Annotated in this window: 15 protein-coding genes and 1 riboswitch; of the genes, 9 read left to right on the top strand and 6 right to left on the bottom strand. The window is 42.3% G+C overall.

Annotated features, from left to right (window positions below):
• Position 1 precedes the first annotated feature (1 nt).
• The 3 genes from cheB to VNM22_04570 are packed head-to-tail and all read right to left on the bottom strand — an operon-like array spanning position 2 to position 2,029.
• Positions 2–1,075 (bottom strand): chemotaxis-specific protein-glutamate methyltransferase CheB, encoded by a 1,074-nt coding sequence (gene cheB / locus VNM22_04580; protein ID HWP46419.1) that lies wholly within the window; start codon positions 1,073–1,075, stop codon positions 2–4.
• On the bottom strand, positions 1,065–1,511 hold the full coding sequence (locus VNM22_04575) for a chemotaxis protein CheW (GenBank protein ID HWP46418.1): 447 nt from the start codon (positions 1,509–1,511) through the stop codon (positions 1,065–1,067). The genes cheB and VNM22_04575 overlap by 11 nt, the downstream gene beginning before the upstream one ends.
• Entirely contained in the window at positions 1,508–2,029 is a 522-nt protein-coding gene (locus VNM22_04570; protein HWP46417.1) for a chemotaxis protein CheW, read from the bottom strand. The genes VNM22_04575 and VNM22_04570 overlap by 4 nt, the downstream gene beginning before the upstream one ends.
• Before the next feature lie 826 nt (positions 2,030–2,855).
• On the opposite strand from VNM22_04570, the gene VNM22_04565 reads away from it, so the two are divergent.
• From VNM22_04565 to VNM22_04550, 4 genes are all read left to right on the top strand, one after another.
• Positions 2,856–3,614, top strand: a complete 759-nt coding sequence (locus tag VNM22_04565; GenBank protein ID HWP46416.1) for a transporter substrate-binding domain-containing protein — start codon at positions 2,856–2,858, stop codon at positions 3,612–3,614.
• A gap of 140 nt (positions 3,615–3,754) precedes the next feature.
• Positions 3,755–6,082: a methyl-accepting chemotaxis protein gene (locus VNM22_04560; GenBank protein HWP46415.1), complete on the top strand. Its 2,328-nt coding sequence runs from the start codon at positions 3,755–3,757 to the stop codon at positions 6,080–6,082.
• A gap of 222 nt (positions 6,083–6,304) precedes the next feature.
• A riboswitch (cyclic di-GMP riboswitch) is annotated at positions 6,305–6,391 on the top strand.
• A gap of 295 nt (positions 6,392–6,686) precedes the next feature.
• Positions 6,687–7,841, top strand: a complete 1,155-nt coding sequence (locus VNM22_04555) for a hypothetical protein (GenBank protein HWP46414.1) — start codon at positions 6,687–6,689, stop codon at positions 7,839–7,841.
• Positions 7,842–8,183: 342 nt separating this feature from the next.
• Positions 8,184–8,948: a class I SAM-dependent methyltransferase gene (locus VNM22_04550; GenBank protein ID HWP46413.1), complete on the top strand. Its 765-nt coding sequence runs from the start codon at positions 8,184–8,186 to the stop codon at positions 8,946–8,948.
• A gap of 61 nt (positions 8,949–9,009) precedes the next feature.
• Here the strand turns inward: VNM22_04550 and glmS are convergent, their stop codons facing one another.
• Positions 9,010–10,821, bottom strand: coding sequence for a glutamine--fructose-6-phosphate transaminase (isomerizing) (gene glmS, locus VNM22_04545; protein HWP46412.1), 1,812 nt, complete (start codon positions 10,819–10,821; stop codon positions 9,010–9,012).
• A 419-nt stretch (positions 10,822–11,240) separates the two neighbouring features.
• Positions 11,241–13,562: an EAL domain-containing protein gene (locus VNM22_04540; GenBank protein ID HWP46411.1), complete on the bottom strand. Its 2,322-nt coding sequence runs from the start codon at positions 13,560–13,562 to the stop codon at positions 11,241–11,243.
• 205 nt (positions 13,563–13,767) lie between these two features.
• Here VNM22_04540 and VNM22_04535 point away from each other — a divergent pair, with 205 nt between their 5' ends.
• Complete coding sequence (locus VNM22_04535; protein ID HWP46410.1) at positions 13,768–14,793, top strand: NAD(P)H-dependent glycerol-3-phosphate dehydrogenase; 1,026 nt, start codon at positions 13,768–13,770, stop codon at positions 14,791–14,793.
• Here the strand turns inward: VNM22_04535 and rlmN are convergent.
• Positions 14,685–15,797, bottom strand: coding sequence for a 23S rRNA (adenine(2503)-C(2))-methyltransferase RlmN (gene rlmN / locus VNM22_04530; GenBank protein ID HWP46409.1), 1,113 nt, complete (start codon positions 15,795–15,797; stop codon positions 14,685–14,687). The two genes, VNM22_04535 and rlmN, sit on opposite strands and share 109 nt — an antisense overlap.
• 201 nt (positions 15,798–15,998) lie before the next feature.
• On the opposite strand from rlmN, the gene VNM22_04525 reads away from it, so the two are divergent.
• The 4 genes from VNM22_04525 to VNM22_04510 all read left to right on the top strand — a co-directional run bounded on the left by VNM22_04525 (position 15,999) and on the right by VNM22_04510 (position 20,288).
• A complete protein-coding gene (locus tag VNM22_04525; protein ID HWP46408.1) occupies positions 15,999–16,280 on the top strand; it encodes a DUF507 family protein in 282 nt (93 codons plus the stop codon).
• Positions 16,281–16,348: 68 nt separating this feature from the next.
• Positions 16,349–16,630 (top strand): DUF507 family protein, encoded by a 282-nt coding sequence (locus tag VNM22_04520; GenBank protein HWP46407.1) that lies wholly within the window; start codon positions 16,349–16,351, stop codon positions 16,628–16,630.
• A 273-nt stretch (positions 16,631–16,903) separates the two neighbouring features.
• On the top strand, positions 16,904–18,679 hold the full coding sequence (locus VNM22_04515; protein HWP46406.1) for a transglycosylase SLT domain-containing protein: 1,776 nt from the start codon (positions 16,904–16,906) through the stop codon (positions 18,677–18,679).
• A gap of 25 nt (positions 18,680–18,704) precedes the next feature.
• Positions 18,705–20,288: a helicase-associated domain-containing protein gene (locus VNM22_04510; GenBank protein HWP46405.1), complete on the top strand. Its 1,584-nt coding sequence runs from the start codon at positions 18,705–18,707 to the stop codon at positions 20,286–20,288.
• The last annotated feature ends 182 nt before the right edge of the window (positions 20,289–20,470 follow it).

Raw genomic sequence — 20,470 nt, 5'->3', positions numbered from 1 at the left:
TTTACGCTTTACGTTCCACTCCCACTCCTAAAGTGAGACGTACAAGTTCTGTTGCTATTTCATGGAGAGGGAGTACTTTATCAACACAACCACTCTCAATGGCCATTTTAGGCATTCCAAAAATGAGTGAAGATTTCTCATCCTGAGCCAGGGTAATTCCGCCGACCCCTTTGATTTTTTTCATTCCCAATACCCCATCATCTCCCATACCAGTTAGTATAACACCAATACTGTCTGTACCATAAGTACTGGCTACGGAGGCTAAAAGCAGGTCGCAGGAGGGATGATAAATATCTCCGGGCTGCCTTTCTATTAAAATAATTCTCCCACTCTGGCTGATTTTCATATGTCGTTCTGAAGGGGAAAGATAGACAGTTCCTGACGTGATTATTTCACGGTCTATACCTTCTTTAACGGTCAGTTTTGAAATGCTGTTTAACCATCCGGCCAGACCCGGAATAAAACCGTCCCCCATGTGTTGGGCGATAACAATGGGGCAGGGAAAATCTTCTGGCAATTCAGATAAAAGGACGGCCAGGGCTTTAGGTCCTCCTGTTGAAGCAGCGATGGCGATCACTTGCTTTCTGGAGTCTGATCCTGATTTTCTGTCTTCAATCATTAATCTTCCGGTCATTTTCCTTTCGGTATATTTTCCGGCTGGATGGGTAATAACTTTGACTTTAGATAGAAGCTTAACTCTCTGGATAAGTTCTCCAGCATTTTCTAATCGAATATCCGACTTCTCCAGAAGATCTAAAGCCCCTTTGGAGATAGCAGCATAAGCCATACGAACATTCCCTCGGGTTGTAACAATCAGTATCGGAACGGCTTTAGATGCCATAATACGTTCTGTAGCTTCCAGACCATTCATTTCCGGCATTTCGATGTCCATGATGACCACATCGGGTTGAAGCTTTTGAACCTTCTTCAAAGCATCCTGACCATTTATAGCCTCACCAATAACTTTGATCTTATCGTCTGTAGACAAAATATCTATAAGGAGTTTCCTGACCAGGGAGTTATTATCGGCTACTAACACTTTGATTTGAGGATCGTGTTGAGTCTTAATTTTCATACTCTTTATCCTCTTTGTTGACAAACAGCTTATAAAAATCAACGAGTAGAATCATCTTCTCATCTTTTAAAGCTATCCCCCAAATAGCTGCCGGCCTATTAAGAGCTTCAAGTAAAGAAGGAAGGGGATGAATATCGTCCAGGGTAATGGAAAGAATATCTTCTGGCTGATCTATAATGATACCGAGCGTGGTCTCCTGATCTCTTAAGATAAGAAGCCGGGGGGACTTGTAGACCACAGGACCTTGTCGAAAAGGGATTTTCTCATGAAACCAGGAAGCTCCATACTTTGCTCCTTTCATCTGTCCTAAATCGATAAGTTCATAAATCTCCGAAACCTGTTCGATATCCACACCAAACTTTATTCCTATGATGTCAAAAATTAAAAGCTGGATTTCTTTAAAATTCTTGTTTCCCTGTTCCGAGAAATCGATCATGAGGTTAATTTCTCAAATATTTTTCCAACACTCAAGAAAACAGTCGTTCTATCCCGATAGATTGTTTGTCCTATGGCAAATTCTCGAATAGAGTGGTGGAGGGTTGCAAGGGGAGGTTGAATAGAGCTTTTAGGAATATCCACAACATCTTCAACAGAATCAACTTGAATTCCAGAGCGGATATCCCCCTTTGCAGCGATAATGATCCGACTGGCTGGAGTGATCTTTGAACTTGGAAGTTCCATCAATTTGTGAATATCAAGCACAGACTCAATATCTCCACGAACATTAAGGATTCCAAGGATTACTTCTGGTGAGCCTGGAACATAGGTAATTTTTCCAACCGGTAAGATCTCTTTAACTTCCTCACCTTGAAAAGCATAATAATCTCCCGCTAAAGTAAAAATGACCAGTTTAACTTTTTCTTCCTCTGGATCGAGGATTTTTTCTTGACTCTTTAGTTTTTTTACTTCAGCCAGGATAAAATCACTCTTATTCTTATCAATTTCTGGAGACACGGTTCCCTTCCTTTAGGTTCTTGCCTTTAAAGAACAGGTTTGTTTCCAGTTAATGGTTTATTCCATCAAAAAATTTTCTTGTTGTCAAGGAAATCTAAAAGAACGTTATGGTATCCCTTTAACCTGGAAAGGATTTGGGCTTTAGAGGGTGAAACAAAAATAAGACGATCTCCAGGTATAGTCTGGGAGCAAAGATAAAGATATTTTCATGTTAACTTTGATATCGGTACTTCTTCCCTTACATTTTTATTTTTATTGACATCTCCTCCAGAGGAGAGATAAAATACTCCAGTCCTTATATAGTCTAATGTGATCTAGAATCTAAGGGAGATAAACTTAAGTAACTCTACTTTCCATAGAGCCTCCTATGGTTTCATCGTTCTCCCTTAAACCAGCTTGCTGATAGCTAGAGGATTCCGGAAAGCTTTTCAAGATCATCTCTGGAGTAGCGACTTCGAGGAGGAAAGATTATAATGAGGTATCCTAAATGTTGCCACGGGAATTTTGAGAGAGTTAGGCTCTGGGAAGGTTGTGAAAGCAAGTCAATCCCGATTGATCCCTGGGGTTACAAGGTAAGCCCCAAAGTCAAATTCTGCGGGGCCTATAACCAACTCCTGGCTTCGCTTCCTACTTCAGAATCTCGCGTCACCTCCTTTCTGAACCGGATTCAGGACGGGATATAAAAGGAACCATTCCTCTATTCTTGCCAGAAGTTAGGGAATGTGAAATTTAGAGTAGGCCATTAACCCCTCATATCGATTTTTCCAATATAACTTCATTTAGTTTAGGTTGATGAAGTTGTATGCCAGACTGAGAGGAGAAATTCATGAAAAAAATCTTTTTGATAAGTTTTACTTTTATGATCGCATTTTTCACTCTCTTGAACCGGGTTTATGGGGCTGAGTTAGATCTTTTAAAACCGGGTGTGGTCATCATAGCCCATGATGATTCCTATCCCCCTTATGAATGGGCAGAAAATGGAAAATCTATGGGATTTGATGTGGATTTAGTTAAAGCCGTTATTGAGAGGATGGGGTTAAAGGTTGAATTTAAGCCCGATGCATGGGCTAATGTATTGATATCCGTTAAGGTGGGGAAAGCAGATGCGATACAATCCGCTGAAATCCAGGAAGATCGAAAGAAAAGTTATGATTTTTCAGAAAGTTATGGAAGCTTTGTTTCAGCCTTATTTGTAAAAACAGAAGATAAGAGTATTCAAAGTTTAAAAGATTTAGAGGGAAAGATCATCGCCGGTCAAAGGGACAGTTTTGAAATAAACTATGTTCGTCAGAATTACCCAGGTATTCAGGTTTATCTAACTCAAGACCCTCTGAAGGCTATAGAGAGTGTTCTCCGTGGGAGAGCTGCTGCCTGTGTAGTCGACAAACAGGTGGGCCTGTACCTTATTAAGAAGAATTTTCCAGGTAAACTTAAAAATGTAGGAGAAGAATTTGGCCAAACGCTTCAGGGTTTAGCCGTGTTAAAGGGAACAAAGGCTGAATTTTTAAAGAAATTTAACCAGGCCCTCTCGGAAATAAAAGCAGACGGAACCTACGATCGCATTTATGCTCAATGGTTTAAATAACCTGATTAAATCTTAAAGGCTATTTTCTTGTTAGTTTATGATGGATCGTATCATGCCCTTGGAGATAAAATGAACTCCCTTTTCAGGCAGGTATCGGCTTTGAGTCAATTCAAAGCTGAAAACTTAATTAGGAAGAAATTATGTTCAAATCCATTCAGAGCAGGTTAATTTTTATTGTAGCGCTTATTGTAGCCATTTCTTTAAGCCTTCTAAGTTTTTTTATTTACCATACAGCTTCAGAAGCGGTGGGGCACAGAGTTGAAAAAGAAACCTTAAATCTCGCAAATCAGGTAAGTCAACAGATCTTTAAATCCATCGAAACGAATACTCATATTTTGCGGGGTCTTTCTAAAATGATTCAGACAGTCACCAATGTGGATGATGCTCTAGCCGAGCAACACAAAGTACTCACCGAGTTTGGGCATATTTTTATAGTCGACAAGGAGGGAATACTGACAAACCTGAGTCCTTTTGATTATAAGCTAAGGGGGGCAGATTTGTCTAAAACCGATTATGTTTCCTATGTAAGAAAGGAACAAAAGGCCTTCGTTTCGGAACCTCAAACGGTTTTTTTTGGTTATCAGGCTATTGTAATTGCCGTTCCTATCTTTTTTGATCTGGGTTCAGAAAAGTCGGAGTTTTTTGGACTTCTCTGTGGAACCCTGAAATTAGAAACCCTCTTTGGTCCTGTCGTAAACTTGCATCTCGAGCAAAGTGGTCTTGCCATGGTGCTAGACCCGAATGGGCTTATTTTAGCCCATCCTGATCCTACCTTCGTCATGCAGAAGAAAATCACAGAGCTGGAAACAGGCACTTCTTCTCTAATCGCACTTTGGAAGGCTATTATGGAGAAGAAGGCCGGGGTCTTACGATATACCTATCAAGGACAGACCCAAATAGCCGGATACACGCAGGTCGGAGTTAATAACTGGTCGGTCCTCGTTGCAATTCCCCTCAAGGAAGCTCTGATAGACGTCGATAAACTCAAAACTGAAGCCCTGGTTTTGACCCTGATCTTCCTTGTATTTACTATCCTCTTGGTGTTTTTTGGAGCCCGTTCCATATCCAGACCTATAGTTGCTATGACCCGGGAAGTTCAGGCCTTTGTGGGAAGTACGATCCAGGATATCAATACCCAAAGGGAAGATGAGATCTCCATCCTGGCCGTCTCCATGCAAGCTCTCATGGACCATATCCGAAACATGGCTGCCGTAGCCAATCGAATCTCCCAGGGAGATCTTAGCCTTCAGGTAGAACCCAAATCCAGGCAAGATATTCTGGGTAACGCTTTTGCCCAAATGACCCTTTACCTTAAAGAACTGGCAACAGTGGCCAATAACCTGGCCAGGGGTAACCTTACCCAGACAGTTCATCCCAAATCGGAGAAAGATGTTTTAGGTATTGCTTTTCAAAACATGATTAACGAGCTAAGATCCTTACGGGAGACCTCTGCGGTTTTACAGGACATTGCCGAAGGAGAGGGAGACCTGACCCGGCGACTGGACGTCAATCGAACCGGAGAGATAGGAGAGTTGGCCAGGTGGTTCAATGCTTTTATGGATAAACTTCACGAGATTATAACCCTGGTTGTCAATACCACCCGGGAGGTCAATGTAGCGAGCCGGGAGATTTTGGAGGCGGTAACCCAACAAGCCAGTATTGTATCCCAGCAATCTAGTTCGGTTTCCGAGATTACTTCAACCATGGAAGAGCTGTCGGCCTCTTCTAAATACATAGCAGACCACTCTCAATCGGTTTTGGAAGCCTCAACACGAGCCTTACGAGCTGCAGAGAAGGGGGCAGAGGCTGTCGCGTCAGTGGTAAAGAAGATGGAAGAAATCAATCAGGATAGTCAAAGGAGTATAACCGAGATTGTGGCTTTAGGAAAAAGATCTAAGGAGATTACCCGGGTAATGGAGATCATTAACAACATTGCGGATCAGACCAAATTGATAGCCTTTAATGCGGCCATCGAGGCGGCCAGTGCTGGAGAGTTTGGAAAAAGATTTGGGGTGGTAGCTGCCGAGATAAGGCGCTTGGCAGACAGTGTGATGGAATCTACAGAGGAGATTGAGGGCAGGATTAATGAAATTCAAGAGGCTATTAATCGATTGGTAATCGCATCAGAGAAGAGTTCTAAGGAGATCCAAGAAGGGATGGAAACATCGTTTCAGACGGCTAAGTTACTGGAGGATATACTGGCCGGAGCCCAATCAACTACGGATGCGGCCAAGCAGATTTCATTATCCACACAGCAGCAGAAGACGGCCAGCGATCAGGTAGTGATTGCATTGAAAGAAATAGCGGAAGGGTCGAAGCAAACATCGGTATCGATCAATCAAACAGCCTCGATCAGTCAAAATTTAGCCAATCTATCTGGAAGCCTCCAGAAGTTGGTGGAGAAGTTCAAACTAAGTGGGAGTCGGCAGGATGCGGTGGGAGAACAACGGATCAAGGAAAAACCCTGAGGAAAGCACAGAAGACACAAGCCCAGGTTTCAAAACCTTTGCCTTAAAAACGTCTAAAAATTAGACGTTTTTATAATTAAAATATTATCACTCCCTTTAAGTCTCTGAATAGGGCAGGTAAGACCAGAGGTCTTCTTAAAAACTCTCCTCAAGGTGAGAAAAAGGCTTTGGCAAAAGAATTGCTGTAAATAACAGCTGAGATTTTATTTTGTAGAGCTTATTTCCCGATAAAGCCAAATCACTCGAAAGGGTGAAACGGAAAGCCAGTACCTAACGTGCTCACTGCACCATGGTAGAAGGGTTGCCGAAGGAAATAATCAAGGGATTCCTCCCATTTCTCTTCTCTTTGTTCCTTCTTCTTACTCTTCCCACGAGCTTTCTAATTTTCTCGGGAGCCAGCCTACAAACCAGATATTTCCTTAGAATAATCGATTTAATAGCCTATCAGGATCCCTCATAGCTAAACTTGCAGATTAGGAAATTATCTCAAAAATCGAATTTCCAAGGACAAAAGTAGTTCAAAAGGGATTTCCTCGAAGCTTCTCTACCCTGTTTTTTGAATTTTGAGACGGTTTCTAAGTGAAAAGAGAAGAGGTTCTCGTTTATGAAAATATCGACGAATCACCTGATTGAAGGAAAAAAACAGAGAGATCTAGTTGAAAAAGCCTTGATGGATCATTTTCCGGATATTGTAAGGCCCTTAACCTTTCGGGATATGGAAATTATCAACCAATTTAAAGATGGATCCTTTGGGTTCAGCTTTTTAGGATTAATGCTGTATGCCAATGGCTATAATTTAAGAGGTGAAAGCAGTAGATACCCTCAGGGCCTGCTCTACTATGACGGTGAAAATATTTTTGGACTCGGTTTCTTCAAAAAAACCTTTGAGGAAGAAAAGGGTCATCTTCACATTATCGCTCCACGGGGAAAAACCTGGATTACAGTTGTGAATAATTTTATCAAACAGGTACGTCAAATCCCTGAGATCCCTAAAACATCTATCTATATCCGTCACCTCTCAGAAACAAAATACAGGCAACTGATGGACATCAGGAGTGGTTTCTCGGAAATAAAAGACGACCCATGGCATCCCTTTGCCCACAGTGAAGACGAAACCTACCATCATCGTCTCATCCTTTTAGATGAGGTTATTACGTATGATAATACGGGTAGCTTAGTGATCAAAATGTTAGAAGGCAAAGAGAGTCGGGATTTTAGAAGAAAGGCAAAACTGGCCTATAACCGATTTAAAAATTTTCTCCATCGTAATCACGTGGAGTTTTGTATAGAACCCTACCATCCTGATAAGCAAAAACAGGAGGCCAAAGACCTGATCATAAGGCATTTTAAAACATTAAAAAACGCAGTGGGGTCTTCTCCTGAGGATTATTTTAATTTGATCTACCACTTACCTAGCTTTGATCAAGGAAATAGGGATTTTTTTGCCTACATGGGACATCTTAGAAATGAAAACGACCGTATTCCCATCATGCTGTTTATCGGGGAGAGGGTTAATTCAGACACGGTTGCTTTATATGCCACGTTTGCCCTTAGAGATGATCAGATTATTTCCCACAAATATGATCCTACCGGCTTTACTGCTATTTCACAATATTCTTATTTAAGAATTTTCGATCTTTTGCGTAAAAACGGTATAAGATACGTTGATTTGGGTGGGTCTGAGGTCGAAGATCTGGATAGATTTAAAAGGCAACTTGGAGCGAAAGAAGTAAAGACATATTGGCTTGTGGTAACCTGATGCAAGTTCGTAAAACCTGTGTGGAAGCTACGCAGCAGGTTCCCAATCAAAGTAACTATAAATCCAAGAGATCAACTCGGGGATTGTCAGAACTTAAACCGGAATAACCTGCTTCCCGTGCATCCAATACACCTTTCAGGGTAAGCCCCTGTACCACCAGATGCTCATACCTATCCCTTCGTCCCATTTTTCCTGTTCCCACAAAGGTATCAAGTATGAGGTTTTTTTCCTTGCTTTCTCGGTCAGCAGGGGAGGAACTCCCGGGAGCTTAAACCCTTATTAGAGGTTGAAAAATCAGATGCTTACAGAGGCAGGAGCCGGTATAAAGAGATCCAGTCAAGTATGAACAGGAATTATGCTAAAGAATATGCTAAAGTAGGACTCGTGGGTCAATACCTTTTGGCTGCCCATATAGTCCGGGAGAAATTAATGCCCTTTAAAAGGGAGATTCATTACCTGGTTGATTTTGGCTGTGGAGCTGGAAAGTCGACCAGAGCGGCCTCGAATTGTGTTAACGAGGGAGGTACGGTCGTTGGAGTAGATATATCCGGGGATATGTTAAGGGAAGCCAGAATTTTGAATAAAAACCTGAAAGATCGGCTTCCCCAAGTTAAATTTCATTATAAAAAAATTGTGACTAAAAACGGCATGGAAAAGATACCTTTGGATAATGAAGTTGCCGATGCTGTTATAACGACTCTTGTTTTAGTGGAAATCCAAACCGAAGAACAACTTCAAAACGCTTTTCGTGAGATGGGGAGAATTACAAAACCCGGAGGACATTTTGTTGTTATCAACTCAAGCGATAAACTGACCTGTGAAGATTTTACTGCCTTTACCTATGCACCTTTTCTAGAGAATAGAGCAGAGAAGGATAATATACGAAAGTGTAAGTCGTTGGTTTCCGACCTTATTTGGGAAAGGGAACGCCATTGGTCCCGAGAAATCCTCGTTCAGTTTGCAGAAGAAGCAGGGTTTAAAAACCCCGCGGTGGAATATCCTTTAGCCGATAAAAATATTCCCCCCTTTCCAGATGATCCCTCCCGACCGTGGAAAGATGAGTTAAATTTCTCTCCATTTATTGTATTATATGCCAGGAAGGTTTAAAAGTTTTATTTACCTTACAGGTAGAATGGAACGTTGTTCGTTTTACCTACCCCCACCCTCATTAAGCTACCGTGACCGATTTTGCCAAAGATCTGGGTTTATCGACATTCCTTTTTAGAGCTACAGCCGAGAAATACGCAAATAGCTGGCCTACAACTAATTGCAAGAGTGGGGCTATCAAAGGAGGTGCATCGGGTAAAACGACTTCCTCATCGAAAATAGGATCGCTCTTTCCATGGTGGAATCCCACGATAAAACCTTTCCGGGCTTTGATTTCTTCCACATTGCTCATGGTCTGATGATACAGATCGTCTTCTTCACGGGGAGGTACCAATACCAGGGTATAGGTATCATCATCGATTAAAGCTATCGTTCCATGTTTCATAAAGCCCCCCGGCATTCCCTCGGCGTGTTGATAGGTTACCTCTTTCATTTTTAAGGCAGCTTCCATAGCCACGGCCATGTAAATACCCCTTCCTAAGAACAACCAGTTTTTGATCTGTGCCCGGCGATAGGCAATATTTCGAATATTACCCGTTTTCTCATCTAAAATTTGTCGAATCATCTGAGGGAGGAGTTCTAATTGTTTCATGTATTCCGAAAAGGTTTGCTCTGAGGCACAACCCTTCAAGCGAGCAAGTTCTAAAGCGGTTCTCAGTAAAATAACAATCTGTGCCAGAGCGGCTTTGGTGCTTAAAACGCAAATTTCCGGTCCTGAACCTTGCATAATGGCATGATTAACCTCTCGTGCCACCGAGGAGCCTATAACATTAACAATGGCAGCGGTTTTAGAACCTTTTTTCTTGGCGTACCGTAGGGCCTTTAAGGTGTCATAAGTCTCTCCCGATTGGGAGGCACAAAGAAATAAGGTATTTGGATTTACCTCGGCCACATATTCAAACTCATCGGAACTAACGGCCGGTAAATAGCATCCTGCTATTTTTGAAAAGTAATACTGCCCGGCCAGAGATACATAATAGGTAGTTCCCACGCCGACTAAATAGGTACGCTCACTCTCAAGGATCATCTCGGCCAGTTTTTGAATATCCCGGGTATCTAAATTCAAAACCGTTTTGACCACATCTGGCTGCTCATGGATTTCCTTGAGCATAAAGTGGGGATAGCCTCCTTTCTGGGCTACTTCAGCACTCCAGTTAATGGTCTGAACTTTCCGTTGTATTTGGCTTCCCGTGCTTCCATCCTTAATAGAGTAACTGTTTGCGGTGATAATGGCGTATTCTCCATCCTCTAAAATAACAATGTCTTTGGTAAATTCTACGAAAGCATTAATATCCGACCCCACAAACATGCTATCCGAACCAACCCCTAAAACCAAAGGACTCTCCCGTCGGGCACAGAAAATTTTATCTGGCTCTCTGGTAGAAATGAGCGCAAAGGCATAGGTTCCTTCTAAGAGTTGAAAAGCTTTGATAAGGGATTTTTCAATGTCCCCTTCCACTTTGTAATATTCTTCAATAAGGTGGCTGATAACTTCGGTGTCGGTTTCAGAAACAAAATGATGCCCGATTTGGATTAATTCGTCTTTGAGAGCCCGGTAGTTAGATATAATCCCATTATGGACTACGGCTATGGTACCATCACAACTTAGATGAGGGTGGGAATTGACCTGAGTGACTTTACCGTGGGTCGCCCATCGGGTGTGCGAAATGCCAAGAAAACCTTGGGGTTCTGCGAGTTTTTCTTTTCGATCTACTTCTTCCACCGTCCCGACTTCTTTTCGAATTTCAATTCGATCCCTTGTTAAAATCGCTACTCCGCAAGAGTCATATCCACGGTATTCTAAGTTCTTGATACTTCGCAACAGTCGATCCGAGATATTTCGGACACTGACAATACCAGCTATTCCACACATGATATTACCCCCATGAAGCCTTGTATAAATTTTATACAAGGAAGTATACTTTTATTATTCTTTACAACTTAGCAATTAAAATCATAAGTTGAGTTGAATAAAGACTTACAGGTCATTCATAGCGTCGTATTTTAATTAAAATTTTCAGAATGTCAAGAACGAGTTCCATTTTTTCCTGATCCTTCCTCCCGTTTGCAGAGTGGAAGATAGGAATTAAAGGCCCCTTCGCAGGGTTATCCACCTTTCAGGTAACCCTTTTCCGACCCATAGACATTCTCCTTCTCTCGGAATACCCCATTTTATAGCATAAATAATGCCAAGCGTTTCTTTAGGGAAAGACAAAGTCAATGACTGGGGCAGAACGTCTAATTTGTTGACGGATAGGGAAGCGAAATATGAGGCGTTAGGGGGGATAAACCTTACCTCTCCTTTTGAAGGAGTCGGGTAAATTCCTCTGCAGAGATAGGAGGGCCAAAATAATATCCCTGGGCCTCATCACATTGTAGCTGCCTAAGGAAATCCAGTTGTTCTTTGGTTTCTACGCCTTCGGCAATAACATTAAGCTTTAAGCTATGCGCTAAGGTGATAATCATGGTGATAATCATGGCGCTATAAGAGTTGGTAGTGATATCATGCAGAAAGGACTGGTCAATTTTTAAAGCGTGTAAGGGGAAACGTTTCAAATAGCCAAGCGAAGAATAATCTATTCCAAAATCATCCAATAAAATCCGAATTCCCATCTCTTTCAATTTACGGAGCATTTTAACTGTAAATTCCACATTTTGCATGGCAATACTTTCCGTGATTTCCAACTCCAGATAATAAGGAGCCAGACCTGTTTCCTCCAATACTTGGGCAATCATTTCGACCAGGCCGGGTTGTTGAAATTGGCGTGCTGAAAGATTTACCGCCAGATCCAGAGGAGGTAAACCTGCATCTTGCCAAGCTTTACATTGGGTACACGCGGTATAGAGTACCCATTCACCTAAGGATACAATGAGGCCGGTTTCTTCGGCCAAGGGAATAAACTTTGCCGGGGAAATCAGACCCAATTCAGGATGTTGCCAGCGTACCAAAGCCTCCATTCCGGCGATCTGTCCGGTGCTGAGACGGATTTTGGGTTGATAATAGATCACAAATTCCTTACGCTCCAGGGCACGACGTAGATTATTTTCCAGGATCAATCGTTCAAAGGCTGTGGCATTCATAGCCGGGGTGTAGAACTGATAATTGTTTCGACCCTGTTCTTTAGCACGGTACATGGCGGTATCTGCATTCTTTAATAACGTTTCAGCATCTTCACCGTCAGTAGGATAAAGAGCAATTCCAATACTGGAAGTCACATGAAGTTCATGACCGTTAAAATAAAACGATGGTTTGAAGGCTTCGAGGATTTTATAGGCAATCTTAGCGGCGCTTTCAGCCTGGGTTATTCCGGGCAATAACAAAATAAATTCATCTCCCCCCATTCGGGCGACGGTATCCCCTTCCCGTAAAAGATTTACGAGACGTTTGGCGACACTTTGCAAGAGCCGATCTCCTATAGCATGCCCCAAGGTATCATTGATGGTCTTAAACCGATCCAGATCGATAAACATCACGGCCAGCATCTGCTTGTTGCGACGCGCATGGGCCAGTGCCTGGGTCAGGCGATCATTGAGCAGGGAGCGATTAGGTAGATCTGTTAAAGCATCATGGTAAGCCATATGAAGGATGGTTTCCTCATCTCGTTTGCGCTGCGTAATATCCTCTTTAACCACCAGAAAGTGGGTTATGACTCCCTCCGGGTTCCTGATAGGCGAGGCCGACGTCAATTCCCAGTATAATTCTCCATTCTTCTTCTTACTACGAAGTTCGCCTCGCCATTCTTCCCCCGATGTAATGGTCTTCCACATTTGCTGATATTCCTTGGAAGATTGTTCACTCAAATCGCGTAAGTTTAACCCCATGACCTCTTCAGGGACATACCCCGTTATTTGAGAGAATTTAGGATTGACATATTCAATACGGCCCTCTGTGTCTATAATCACAACAATACTGGGGCTCTGTTCGATGGCCTGAGATAGCTTACGCAATTGTTCTTCCACTTTCTTGCGTTCGGCAATTTCCGCAATAAGCGCGGTGGTCCGCTCTTTTACTTTTTCCTCTAAACGCTCATTCACCACTTCCAATTCTGCTTGCGCCTCAATCAGTTCAAGATTCTTTCGAACGGCGGCTTCATAGGTTGATAAAAGCAGGTCAAGGATCTGCTGAGGATCTGCCGTGATAGAATAATTCTCACTAGAAAAAAAGATATTCACCCCCATGGGTATTTTTTCGGTCTTCTGTAACTGACGGTTCGCAAGAATGGACTGAATACTCGAGAGAAGATACTCTTCATCATAAGGCTTGGTGATAAACCGGTTGGCCCCACATTCCAAAGCTTTTATCACATCTTTAGGATTGGAAAGAGTTGTCAAAAGAATAACCGGTATATCTTTAAGATTCTCATCGGCCTTAATATGCTGGCATAACTGGTAACCGTCCATTTCCGGCATGATAATATCACTGATAAGTAGGGTTGGTTTATGCCTGCTTATTAAGGCAAGAGCTTCCTTACCGTCATTGGCCACTAAGATACGCCCGTAGTGGTGCTGTTCAAGGATGGATTTTAATATCTCAGCCTGTAGCGGACTATCCTCGACGATGAGAATTTCTATTTCTTCTCTGGTATTTTTAAGCGCTTCTTTGATATCTTTCATAGCTCTATCTCCCTTTTAAACGAAACACAACATTAAATTAAACAAAAGAGGGATTGTCAAGAGAAAAGCTCTTTCAAACCAGATAAATTTTCTTTTACTTACCGGATTTTCAAATAGAGTGATTCGGAAGGTTAAGAAAGAAAGAAAACTTTGGGGTATTTTGGCATTGACAGCTTAGAATTCGTGTCGAATTTATTAAGGTATTATGATAGACTCGATTGGTATCATAGGAGCCGGAAGTTGGGGAACAACCCTGGCCATTCTGTTAGGGGAGAAAGGCTACAGGATAACTCTATGGGTTCGTAGGGAGGAACTTCTCCAAAAAATGAAAGAAACTCGAGAAAATTCGGTTTACCTCCCCGGTTTTAAAATTCCGGAGTCGGTTATTTTGAGTCATTCCTTGAAGGAAGCTGTGAAAGGACAAACTTTGATTATCTCGGCCGTTCCTTCCCATGTAACCCGACTGATTAGCCAGTCATATGCCCCCTATCTTAGCCCACAAGCCATCGTAGTCAGTGCGACAAAAGGAATCGAAGTCGAAACACTTCTTTGCATGTCAGAAGTTCTGACCGCCGTGCTGCCTCAGGCAGCCGGTATCGGAGTTCTTTCCGGTCCCAGTTTTGCTAGAGAGGTTTGTCAGCATCTTCCAACGGCTGTTGTAGCCGCCTCCTTTCACAGAGAGGTGGCAGAGTTTATCCAAAATCTTTTTACAACCTCCTATTTTCGGGTTTATACCAACCTGGATGTTATAGGTGTTGAATTGGCAGGAGCTTTGAAGAACGTCATTGCACTGGCGGCGGGCATTTCCGATGGATTGGGGTATGGAACCAACTCCCGGGCAGCTCTCATTACCCGAGGGTTGGCCGAGATTACACGACTGGGTATCGCTATGGGCGCACAACCCTTGACTTTTGCCGGGCTGGCCGGTATAGGAGATCTTGTTTTAACCTGCACTGGGGAGTTAAGTAGAAATCGACAGGTTGGGTTAGCTATTGGTAGAGGGCAAAAGCTTAATGAAATTATCGCTCAGATGCAAATGGTTGCAGAGGGGATTAAAACCACCCAGGCTGCCGTTCGCCTTGCCAAACGCCATGCCGTAGAAATGCCTATTACCGAGCAAGTTTATGCCATGCTCTTTGAGGGAAAGAATCCTGCAGATGCTGTAGCCGAACTCATGGGACGCAGTTTAAAACCAGAACATCCCCTATTAGAGGAACGTATGGCCAATTGACCACAGGCCGCTAAAATGTCTCTTCCGCGACTGGTTCTAATGAACACCGAATAACCTTGTTCGATTAAAATTTTTTGAAATCGGAGTACTTCCGCATCTGAAGGTCGCTCATAGGGAAGCTCTGGAGCTTCATTAAAGGGGAGCAGATTAATCTTGCATCGAAAACCCTTAAGAATTTTAGCCAGCTCCTTCGCATGGTCAGGTCTATCGTTCACACCCTTTAATAGAACATATTCAAAAGTAATCCGACGCCGTTTGGGAAGTGGATACTCTCGACAGGCCTCCAGGAGCATTTCTAAAGGATATTTCCGATTAATAGGCATCAATTGGCTCCGAAGGTCATTGGAGGGGGCATGGAGAGAGACGGCCAGGTTGACGATAAAATCCTCCTGTCCCAATTTCTTTATCCCCGGCACGATTCCAGAGGTAGATACCGTAATCTTTCGATTAGATAAATTAAGTCCTTTCTCCGAAAGCATGACCCGGATTGCTTTGATGGTATTCTGATAGTTCGCCAGCGGTTCTCCCATTCCCATAAAGACTATATTGGAAATCCTGTTTCTAGGTCCTAACCACCTTTGAATAAAGAGAACCTGACCCAGAATTTCTCCCGCAGTTAAATTTCGGGTATAACCCATCACCCCGGTCAAGCAGAATTTGCAGTCCAGTGGGCATCCCACCTGGGTAGAGATACATAAGGTCAGGTTCTGATTCATGGGAATTAAAACCGATTCGATTTTTTCATTATCCCCTAAACCGAATAAAAACTTAAGGGTTCCATCTGCTGATTCTTGATAATTTAGGAGGGTTAAAGGATCTATTTTGTAGTGGTTGTCTAGAAAATCCCGCAGGTGAATGGGGAGATTGGTCATTTCTGCAAAAGTGGGCACTTTTTTCTGATAGATCCAGTCTAAAACCTGGGCAACGCGGTATCCGGGCTCGCCTATGGATTGAAAAGTTTCTCTTAGGGAAGATTCCTCTACATCTAAAAGACTTTCTCTCATGTTTATACATTCCGCCTTGGTTAAAGAATTGTCAAGGGTTCTACGGATTGGTCTCCTCCAGGAGTCCAAAGAGAAATTTAAGCTTCTCAAAGGTTAAATCCCGATTGACAATTCCTCCTTCTTAATGGATAATTAAAAAAAGTAATGGTAAAACGTAAAGGTTTATCATTTTAGTGGTAAAAAAACTAAACAGGAGTTTCCATGAAATTACGTCAAGAATATATCGATTTTATTGCCAACCTTTTGGTTGATAAGCTCATAGAGGAAGGATACCTTGAGCCGGTGGAGGATTCTAAAACAATCAAAGCCCAGGTTAGTCGAACTATTACAGAAGATCTCAAAGTAGAGGACAGGCTGGATGAAGAAGTTAGAAATATTCTGGAAAATTATACCGACATAATGAGGAAGGAAAATATTCCCTATCACGAGATGTTCCGGAAGGTCAAGCAGAAATTGGTTAAAGAACGAAACCTTATTTTGTAATAAATTAACCTTTCAAAGGTCTACAGCCTTTGAAAGATTCTTGATGCTCTCTGAGAAGGGGAATTCCCATGCGATTAAGTCAAGATAAAATTGTACACTTATCGAATTTGGTGGTAAAGGTCCTCCAGGATCCTACCCTTGCAAAGTTGCGGGTTGATAAAAACAGGTTAAGATCCGCCATTATCCGAATTATCACCGATGAACTTAAAGTAGAAGAAGATGCAGACCGGGAAGCTCGAAGGGTATTAAGCTCCTACAGCCGGAAGATTGAAGAAGGATCCCGGGAATGGGACATTTTGTACCAGAAGGCCTTTAACGATTTTTTGAAAAAACGCGGCAGATATTTTTAATGAACCCGGATACCAGGCTGAAATGCCTGGTATTCTTCTTTATGCCGGATATTCTTCTCCAGAAGTTTAAATCCTTTATTTATCTTACCTTCCTTTCTTTTAATTTTATTTTTCCCCCTAAATCTCTTCTCAAGTTGCAATCCAAATAAAATTAGGTATTGACAACATTTCAAGAGTGTGTTATCACCACCACGTTGGTTTTGTTAGCACCGTTTGAAGAATAAAGTAATAGGTATCCAACTTGATCTAACTTACTCACAGGAGATAGTCTCTATGTTTAGGATAAATGTTAGATTAAACGGTTCATATCTATGGATTTTTTTAATTTCTATTTTCCTTCTTTATGGCTGTGGATCTCATCAAAAAAAGAGTACCCTTCCTGAGAAGACAGCAGAAACCCCTAAGTCTCAACCCCTTCCGGAAACTCCTCCTCTATCCAAAGTAGAGGAAGCCATCCAACAAGCTCAGAGCCACTATCAGGCCGGTCTTGAACATTATCGTAATCAGCGTTGGGATTTAGCCTCTAAGGAGTTTGAACTTTCTTTGAAAGCTCTTTTGGATGCAGACAACAATCCAGAATCCCACAAGAAACTTGAAGATACCTATGAAGAGCTTTCACTGAAAATTCACCTCATTCAGGACCAGGCAAATAATTCTAAATCCGCCCAGACACCTACCCCCAATGGATTGGAAAATAATAATTCAAAGCCGAATACCCAAAGCTCTGCTTCCTTAAGTTCTAATTCCTCTCCTTCTACGGTCAATCAGAATCCTCCTTTGATTTTTAATACTCCCATAGAAATAGATGAAAAGATTCAAGAGTGGATTAATATTTATTCCCGTAAAAAGGAGGATTCCAATTTTTTGAGAGGCCTCGAGCGATCTACAAGATATTTACCCATGATTAGAAAAATTTTTAGTTCCTATGGTCTTCCGGCAGATTTGGCCTATATTCCCTTGATAGAGAGCAGTTTCTCAACAGAAGCTGTATCCCCCAGTGGGGCCGTGGGTATGTGGCAGTTTGTGCGTTCGACTGCCAGGAACTATGGATTGCGGGTTGATAAAAGGGTTGATGAACGGAAAGATCCGGTAAAATCTACCCATGCCGCAGCCAGGTATCTGAAAGACCTCTATCGGATGTTGGGCTCCTGGGATTTGGTTATTGCCGCCTACAATAGTGGAGAATATAAAATCCATAACGCAATCGGTCGATATCGAACCCGTGATTTTGAAGAACTCTCCAGTACAGGCTATTTGGGAGCAGAAACTCAAAATTATGTTCCTATGCTGAAGGCTGCCATCATCATCGCCAGTGATCCAGGTAAGTACGGACTTAATCCCGTTTATGAATCTCCCCTGGTGTATAATGAACCCTCCTTACCGGAAAAAAATCCCCCTGTAAGGACCCTTACCGCTGCAACCTCCAGGTTAAAATCCTCATCAGATAAGGAACTTCTGGCTACCATTCATTTCTCAGATGAAAACGAATTAACTGCTACCTCTAAGTCTGGGTCGGCTCAAACCCTTACCACTATCTCTCAGCCAGGAACAGATGAATTCGGTTACGAAAAACCCATCCGACCCTCCGGTAGAAAACGGGAGTTTGTAACTTACCAGATCCAAAAGGGAGATGATTTACGTAAAGTTGCAGCCAAGTTTAAAGTCACTATGACGCAGCTTATCGTATGGAATAAACTGAATACGGCTAATTTAACTCCCAATGAGGAATTGAAGATATGGTATGATAAATTAAGTAAACCCTCTGAAGGACGAGCGTCTTCCGGCTCCAAAAGAACCTGGATTAAAGGGACGCGTAAACTTTATAAATCTCCTTATTATCCAGCTAAAAAGACCGTCTCTACTCGATCTCAACCTCCTAAGAAAGCGAAAATTATTTATTCCGTTAAAAAAGGAGATAACCTCTGGGAAGTTTCCCAAAACTTTAATGTCGATCTAAATCTTCTTAGAAAGTGGAACAAATTGGGTCCCGGAGAACAGTTAATGCCCGGAGATAAATTGATCATTCATCGTAACCAACCAATCAACTAAACTTTACGAGGGGAGGGACATAGCTTTGAGTTTAGAGAGTAAGGTACGATTTCAGGAATATTTATCTCAGATCCCTATAGAGCTTGCTCAGACCATTACCTTAAAGAATAACCTGGCCTGTAACCTTTACTCTAAAGCCCGACTCATTGAGTTATTAAGCGTTAAGTTTAGAGATAAAAAGTTTCTTGCTGACTTATTCAATAAACTCACTGAGGCACAAGGTACCGGGCTTAGGCTGGTCCTTTTTTATAAAGATGAGGACGGTATTCCCATACCGGAATGTCATACGTTGTTGACAGAACTATTTCCAGGGGATAGGGCCGAAGAACTCATGAACTCTCTGGTGGAGTATGGACTTGTTTTAGTCTTACCGAGTAAACGTAAAGCTTATTCCGTTTCCATGGATCTGAGGGATTCATTGATCGAAATTATCGCCCAGAAAATGGTTAAAGAATTGGAGGTATGGCCTGGAGAGCCTCACATAATCCGTTCAGATCACCTGGCCCTGGTTCGAGATATTTTCACTTTCCTTGCCTTTTTAAAAAAGGATCAGGTTAAACTTACCCAGGAAAATCTGATCTTTAAGAGGACCCAGCTCCGAATTTTCGATACCTTTGAACTCCCGGAGCAACCTCTAGATGACGATGAAAAATCAACGAAGGGTGGTTATCCGGAGCGATTCGATTTTATTTATAAATTTTGTACTGAGAAGCAATTTATTCAAATAACCGGGAATCACCTGACCCTTACAGGCAAAGTTACAAACTGGTTGGCAAAGTCAGATTTTGAAAAGGTCAAGGAAATTTTTAAATTCTGGCAGCAAGCCTACCTATCTTCTTCTTCCGAAGCTCACCTTATTTTAAAGCTTCTTCAGCTGGCTCCTTCCAATACATGGATTTCACAAGCTTCCTTGAAAAAGGTCCTCGATCTCATTATACCCAAAAATTTTTCGTCCCGATCCCCTGCCGAAGATCGGAGTGATCATTTTCTCTCCCTCTTGCTCTACATAGGCTGTATTGAACAAGGTATAATTCAAAAATCTGGCGGTGAGAACCTTGTAGGAATTAAATTGAGCCCCTTGGGGTATGCTGTTCTCATGAACGATGAAAGTTTATTCCCCTACCACAGCGAGAAAACCTTCTCCGTTCAACCTAATTTTGAAATTATCATTCCCAGAAATCTGGACCTCTCTATTCGTTGGTACTTAACCAGAATCACCGAATTACTTAAGGTTGCCGATACTTTAACCTATAAATTGTCCCGACATGCCATCTATAAAGCTTTACAAGAAGGGGAAACTCCAGATAAAATCCTTGAATTTCTCTGGAAATGCTCGGAAAAACCGTTACCTGAAAAAGTTCATCAAACCGTCTTGGATTGGACAAGTGCCTATGGACGGATCGGTTTTGTCGATGCTTTTTTGCTGAGATGTGATAATGAAGCCCTTGCTAAAGAGCTTAAAGAGTCGAAGCGGATCCATAAGTTTATTGTAGATGAGATATCCCCTACCTATCTGGTTGTACGACGAAGGGATTATTTTAAGTTATTGGAGGTTCTGGAAGAGGAGAATTATATGCCGAGACCTGGGGTCGAGCGACCCTCCAGATAAAGGAGACTCGGGGGGTGCGGAGATATAGGAGCATAGAAGTGAGGAGCCGAACAAGGCTCCTCCCGTCCCCCTGTCCCGACTATTCTTGCATCTCTTTATCCTCCGTTTCAGTCTGATATCTCCTACAAAAACCCCTCAGGGTATCCAGATACAATTCTATCTTTCCCCTTGACAAAACCCTA

Source organism: Candidatus Limnocylindrales bacterium (assembly GCA_035559535.1).
Taxonomy (GTDB): Bacteria; Moduliflexota; Moduliflexia; order Moduliflexales; family JAUQPW01; genus JAUQPW01.
This window is presented reverse-complemented; position numbering and strand designations above follow the sequence as displayed.

Bases quoted from the DNA above. Each gene is read 5' to 3' on its own strand.
- cheB (HWP46419.1), bottom strand. From the start codon at position 1,075: ATGAAAATTAAGACTCAACACGATCCTCAAATCAAAGTGTTAGTAGCC.
- VNM22_04575 (HWP46418.1), bottom strand. From the start codon at position 1,511: ATGATCGATTTCTCGGAACAGGGAAACAAGAATTTTAAAGAAATCCAG.
- VNM22_04565 (HWP46416.1), top strand. From the start codon at position 2,856: ATGAAAAAAATCTTTTTGATAAGTTTTACTTTTATGATCGCATTTTTC.
- VNM22_04560 (HWP46415.1), top strand. From the start codon at position 3,755: ATGTTCAAATCCATTCAGAGCAGGTTAATTTTTATTGTAGCGCTTATT.
- VNM22_04555 (HWP46414.1), top strand. From the start codon at position 6,687: ATGAAAATATCGACGAATCACCTGATTGAAGGAAAAAAACAGAGAGAT.
- VNM22_04550 (HWP46413.1), top strand. From the start codon at position 8,184: ATGAACAGGAATTATGCTAAAGAATATGCTAAAGTAGGACTCGTGGGT.
- glmS (HWP46412.1), bottom strand. From the start codon at position 10,821: ATGTGTGGAATAGCTGGTATTGTCAGTGTCCGAAATATCTCGGATCGA.
- VNM22_04540 (HWP46411.1), bottom strand. From the start codon at position 13,562: ATGAAAGATATCAAAGAAGCGCTTAAAAATACCAGAGAAGAAATAGAA.
- VNM22_04535 (HWP46410.1), top strand. From the start codon at position 13,768: ATGATAGACTCGATTGGTATCATAGGAGCCGGAAGTTGGGGAACAACC.
- rlmN (HWP46409.1), bottom strand. From the start codon at position 15,797: ATGAGAGAAAGTCTTTTAGATGTAGAGGAATCTTCCCTAAGAGAAACT.
- VNM22_04525 (HWP46408.1), top strand. From the start codon at position 15,999: ATGAAATTACGTCAAGAATATATCGATTTTATTGCCAACCTTTTGGTT.
- VNM22_04520 (HWP46407.1), top strand. From the start codon at position 16,349: ATGCGATTAAGTCAAGATAAAATTGTACACTTATCGAATTTGGTGGTA.
- VNM22_04515 (HWP46406.1), top strand. From the start codon at position 16,904: ATGTTTAGGATAAATGTTAGATTAAACGGTTCATATCTATGGATTTTT.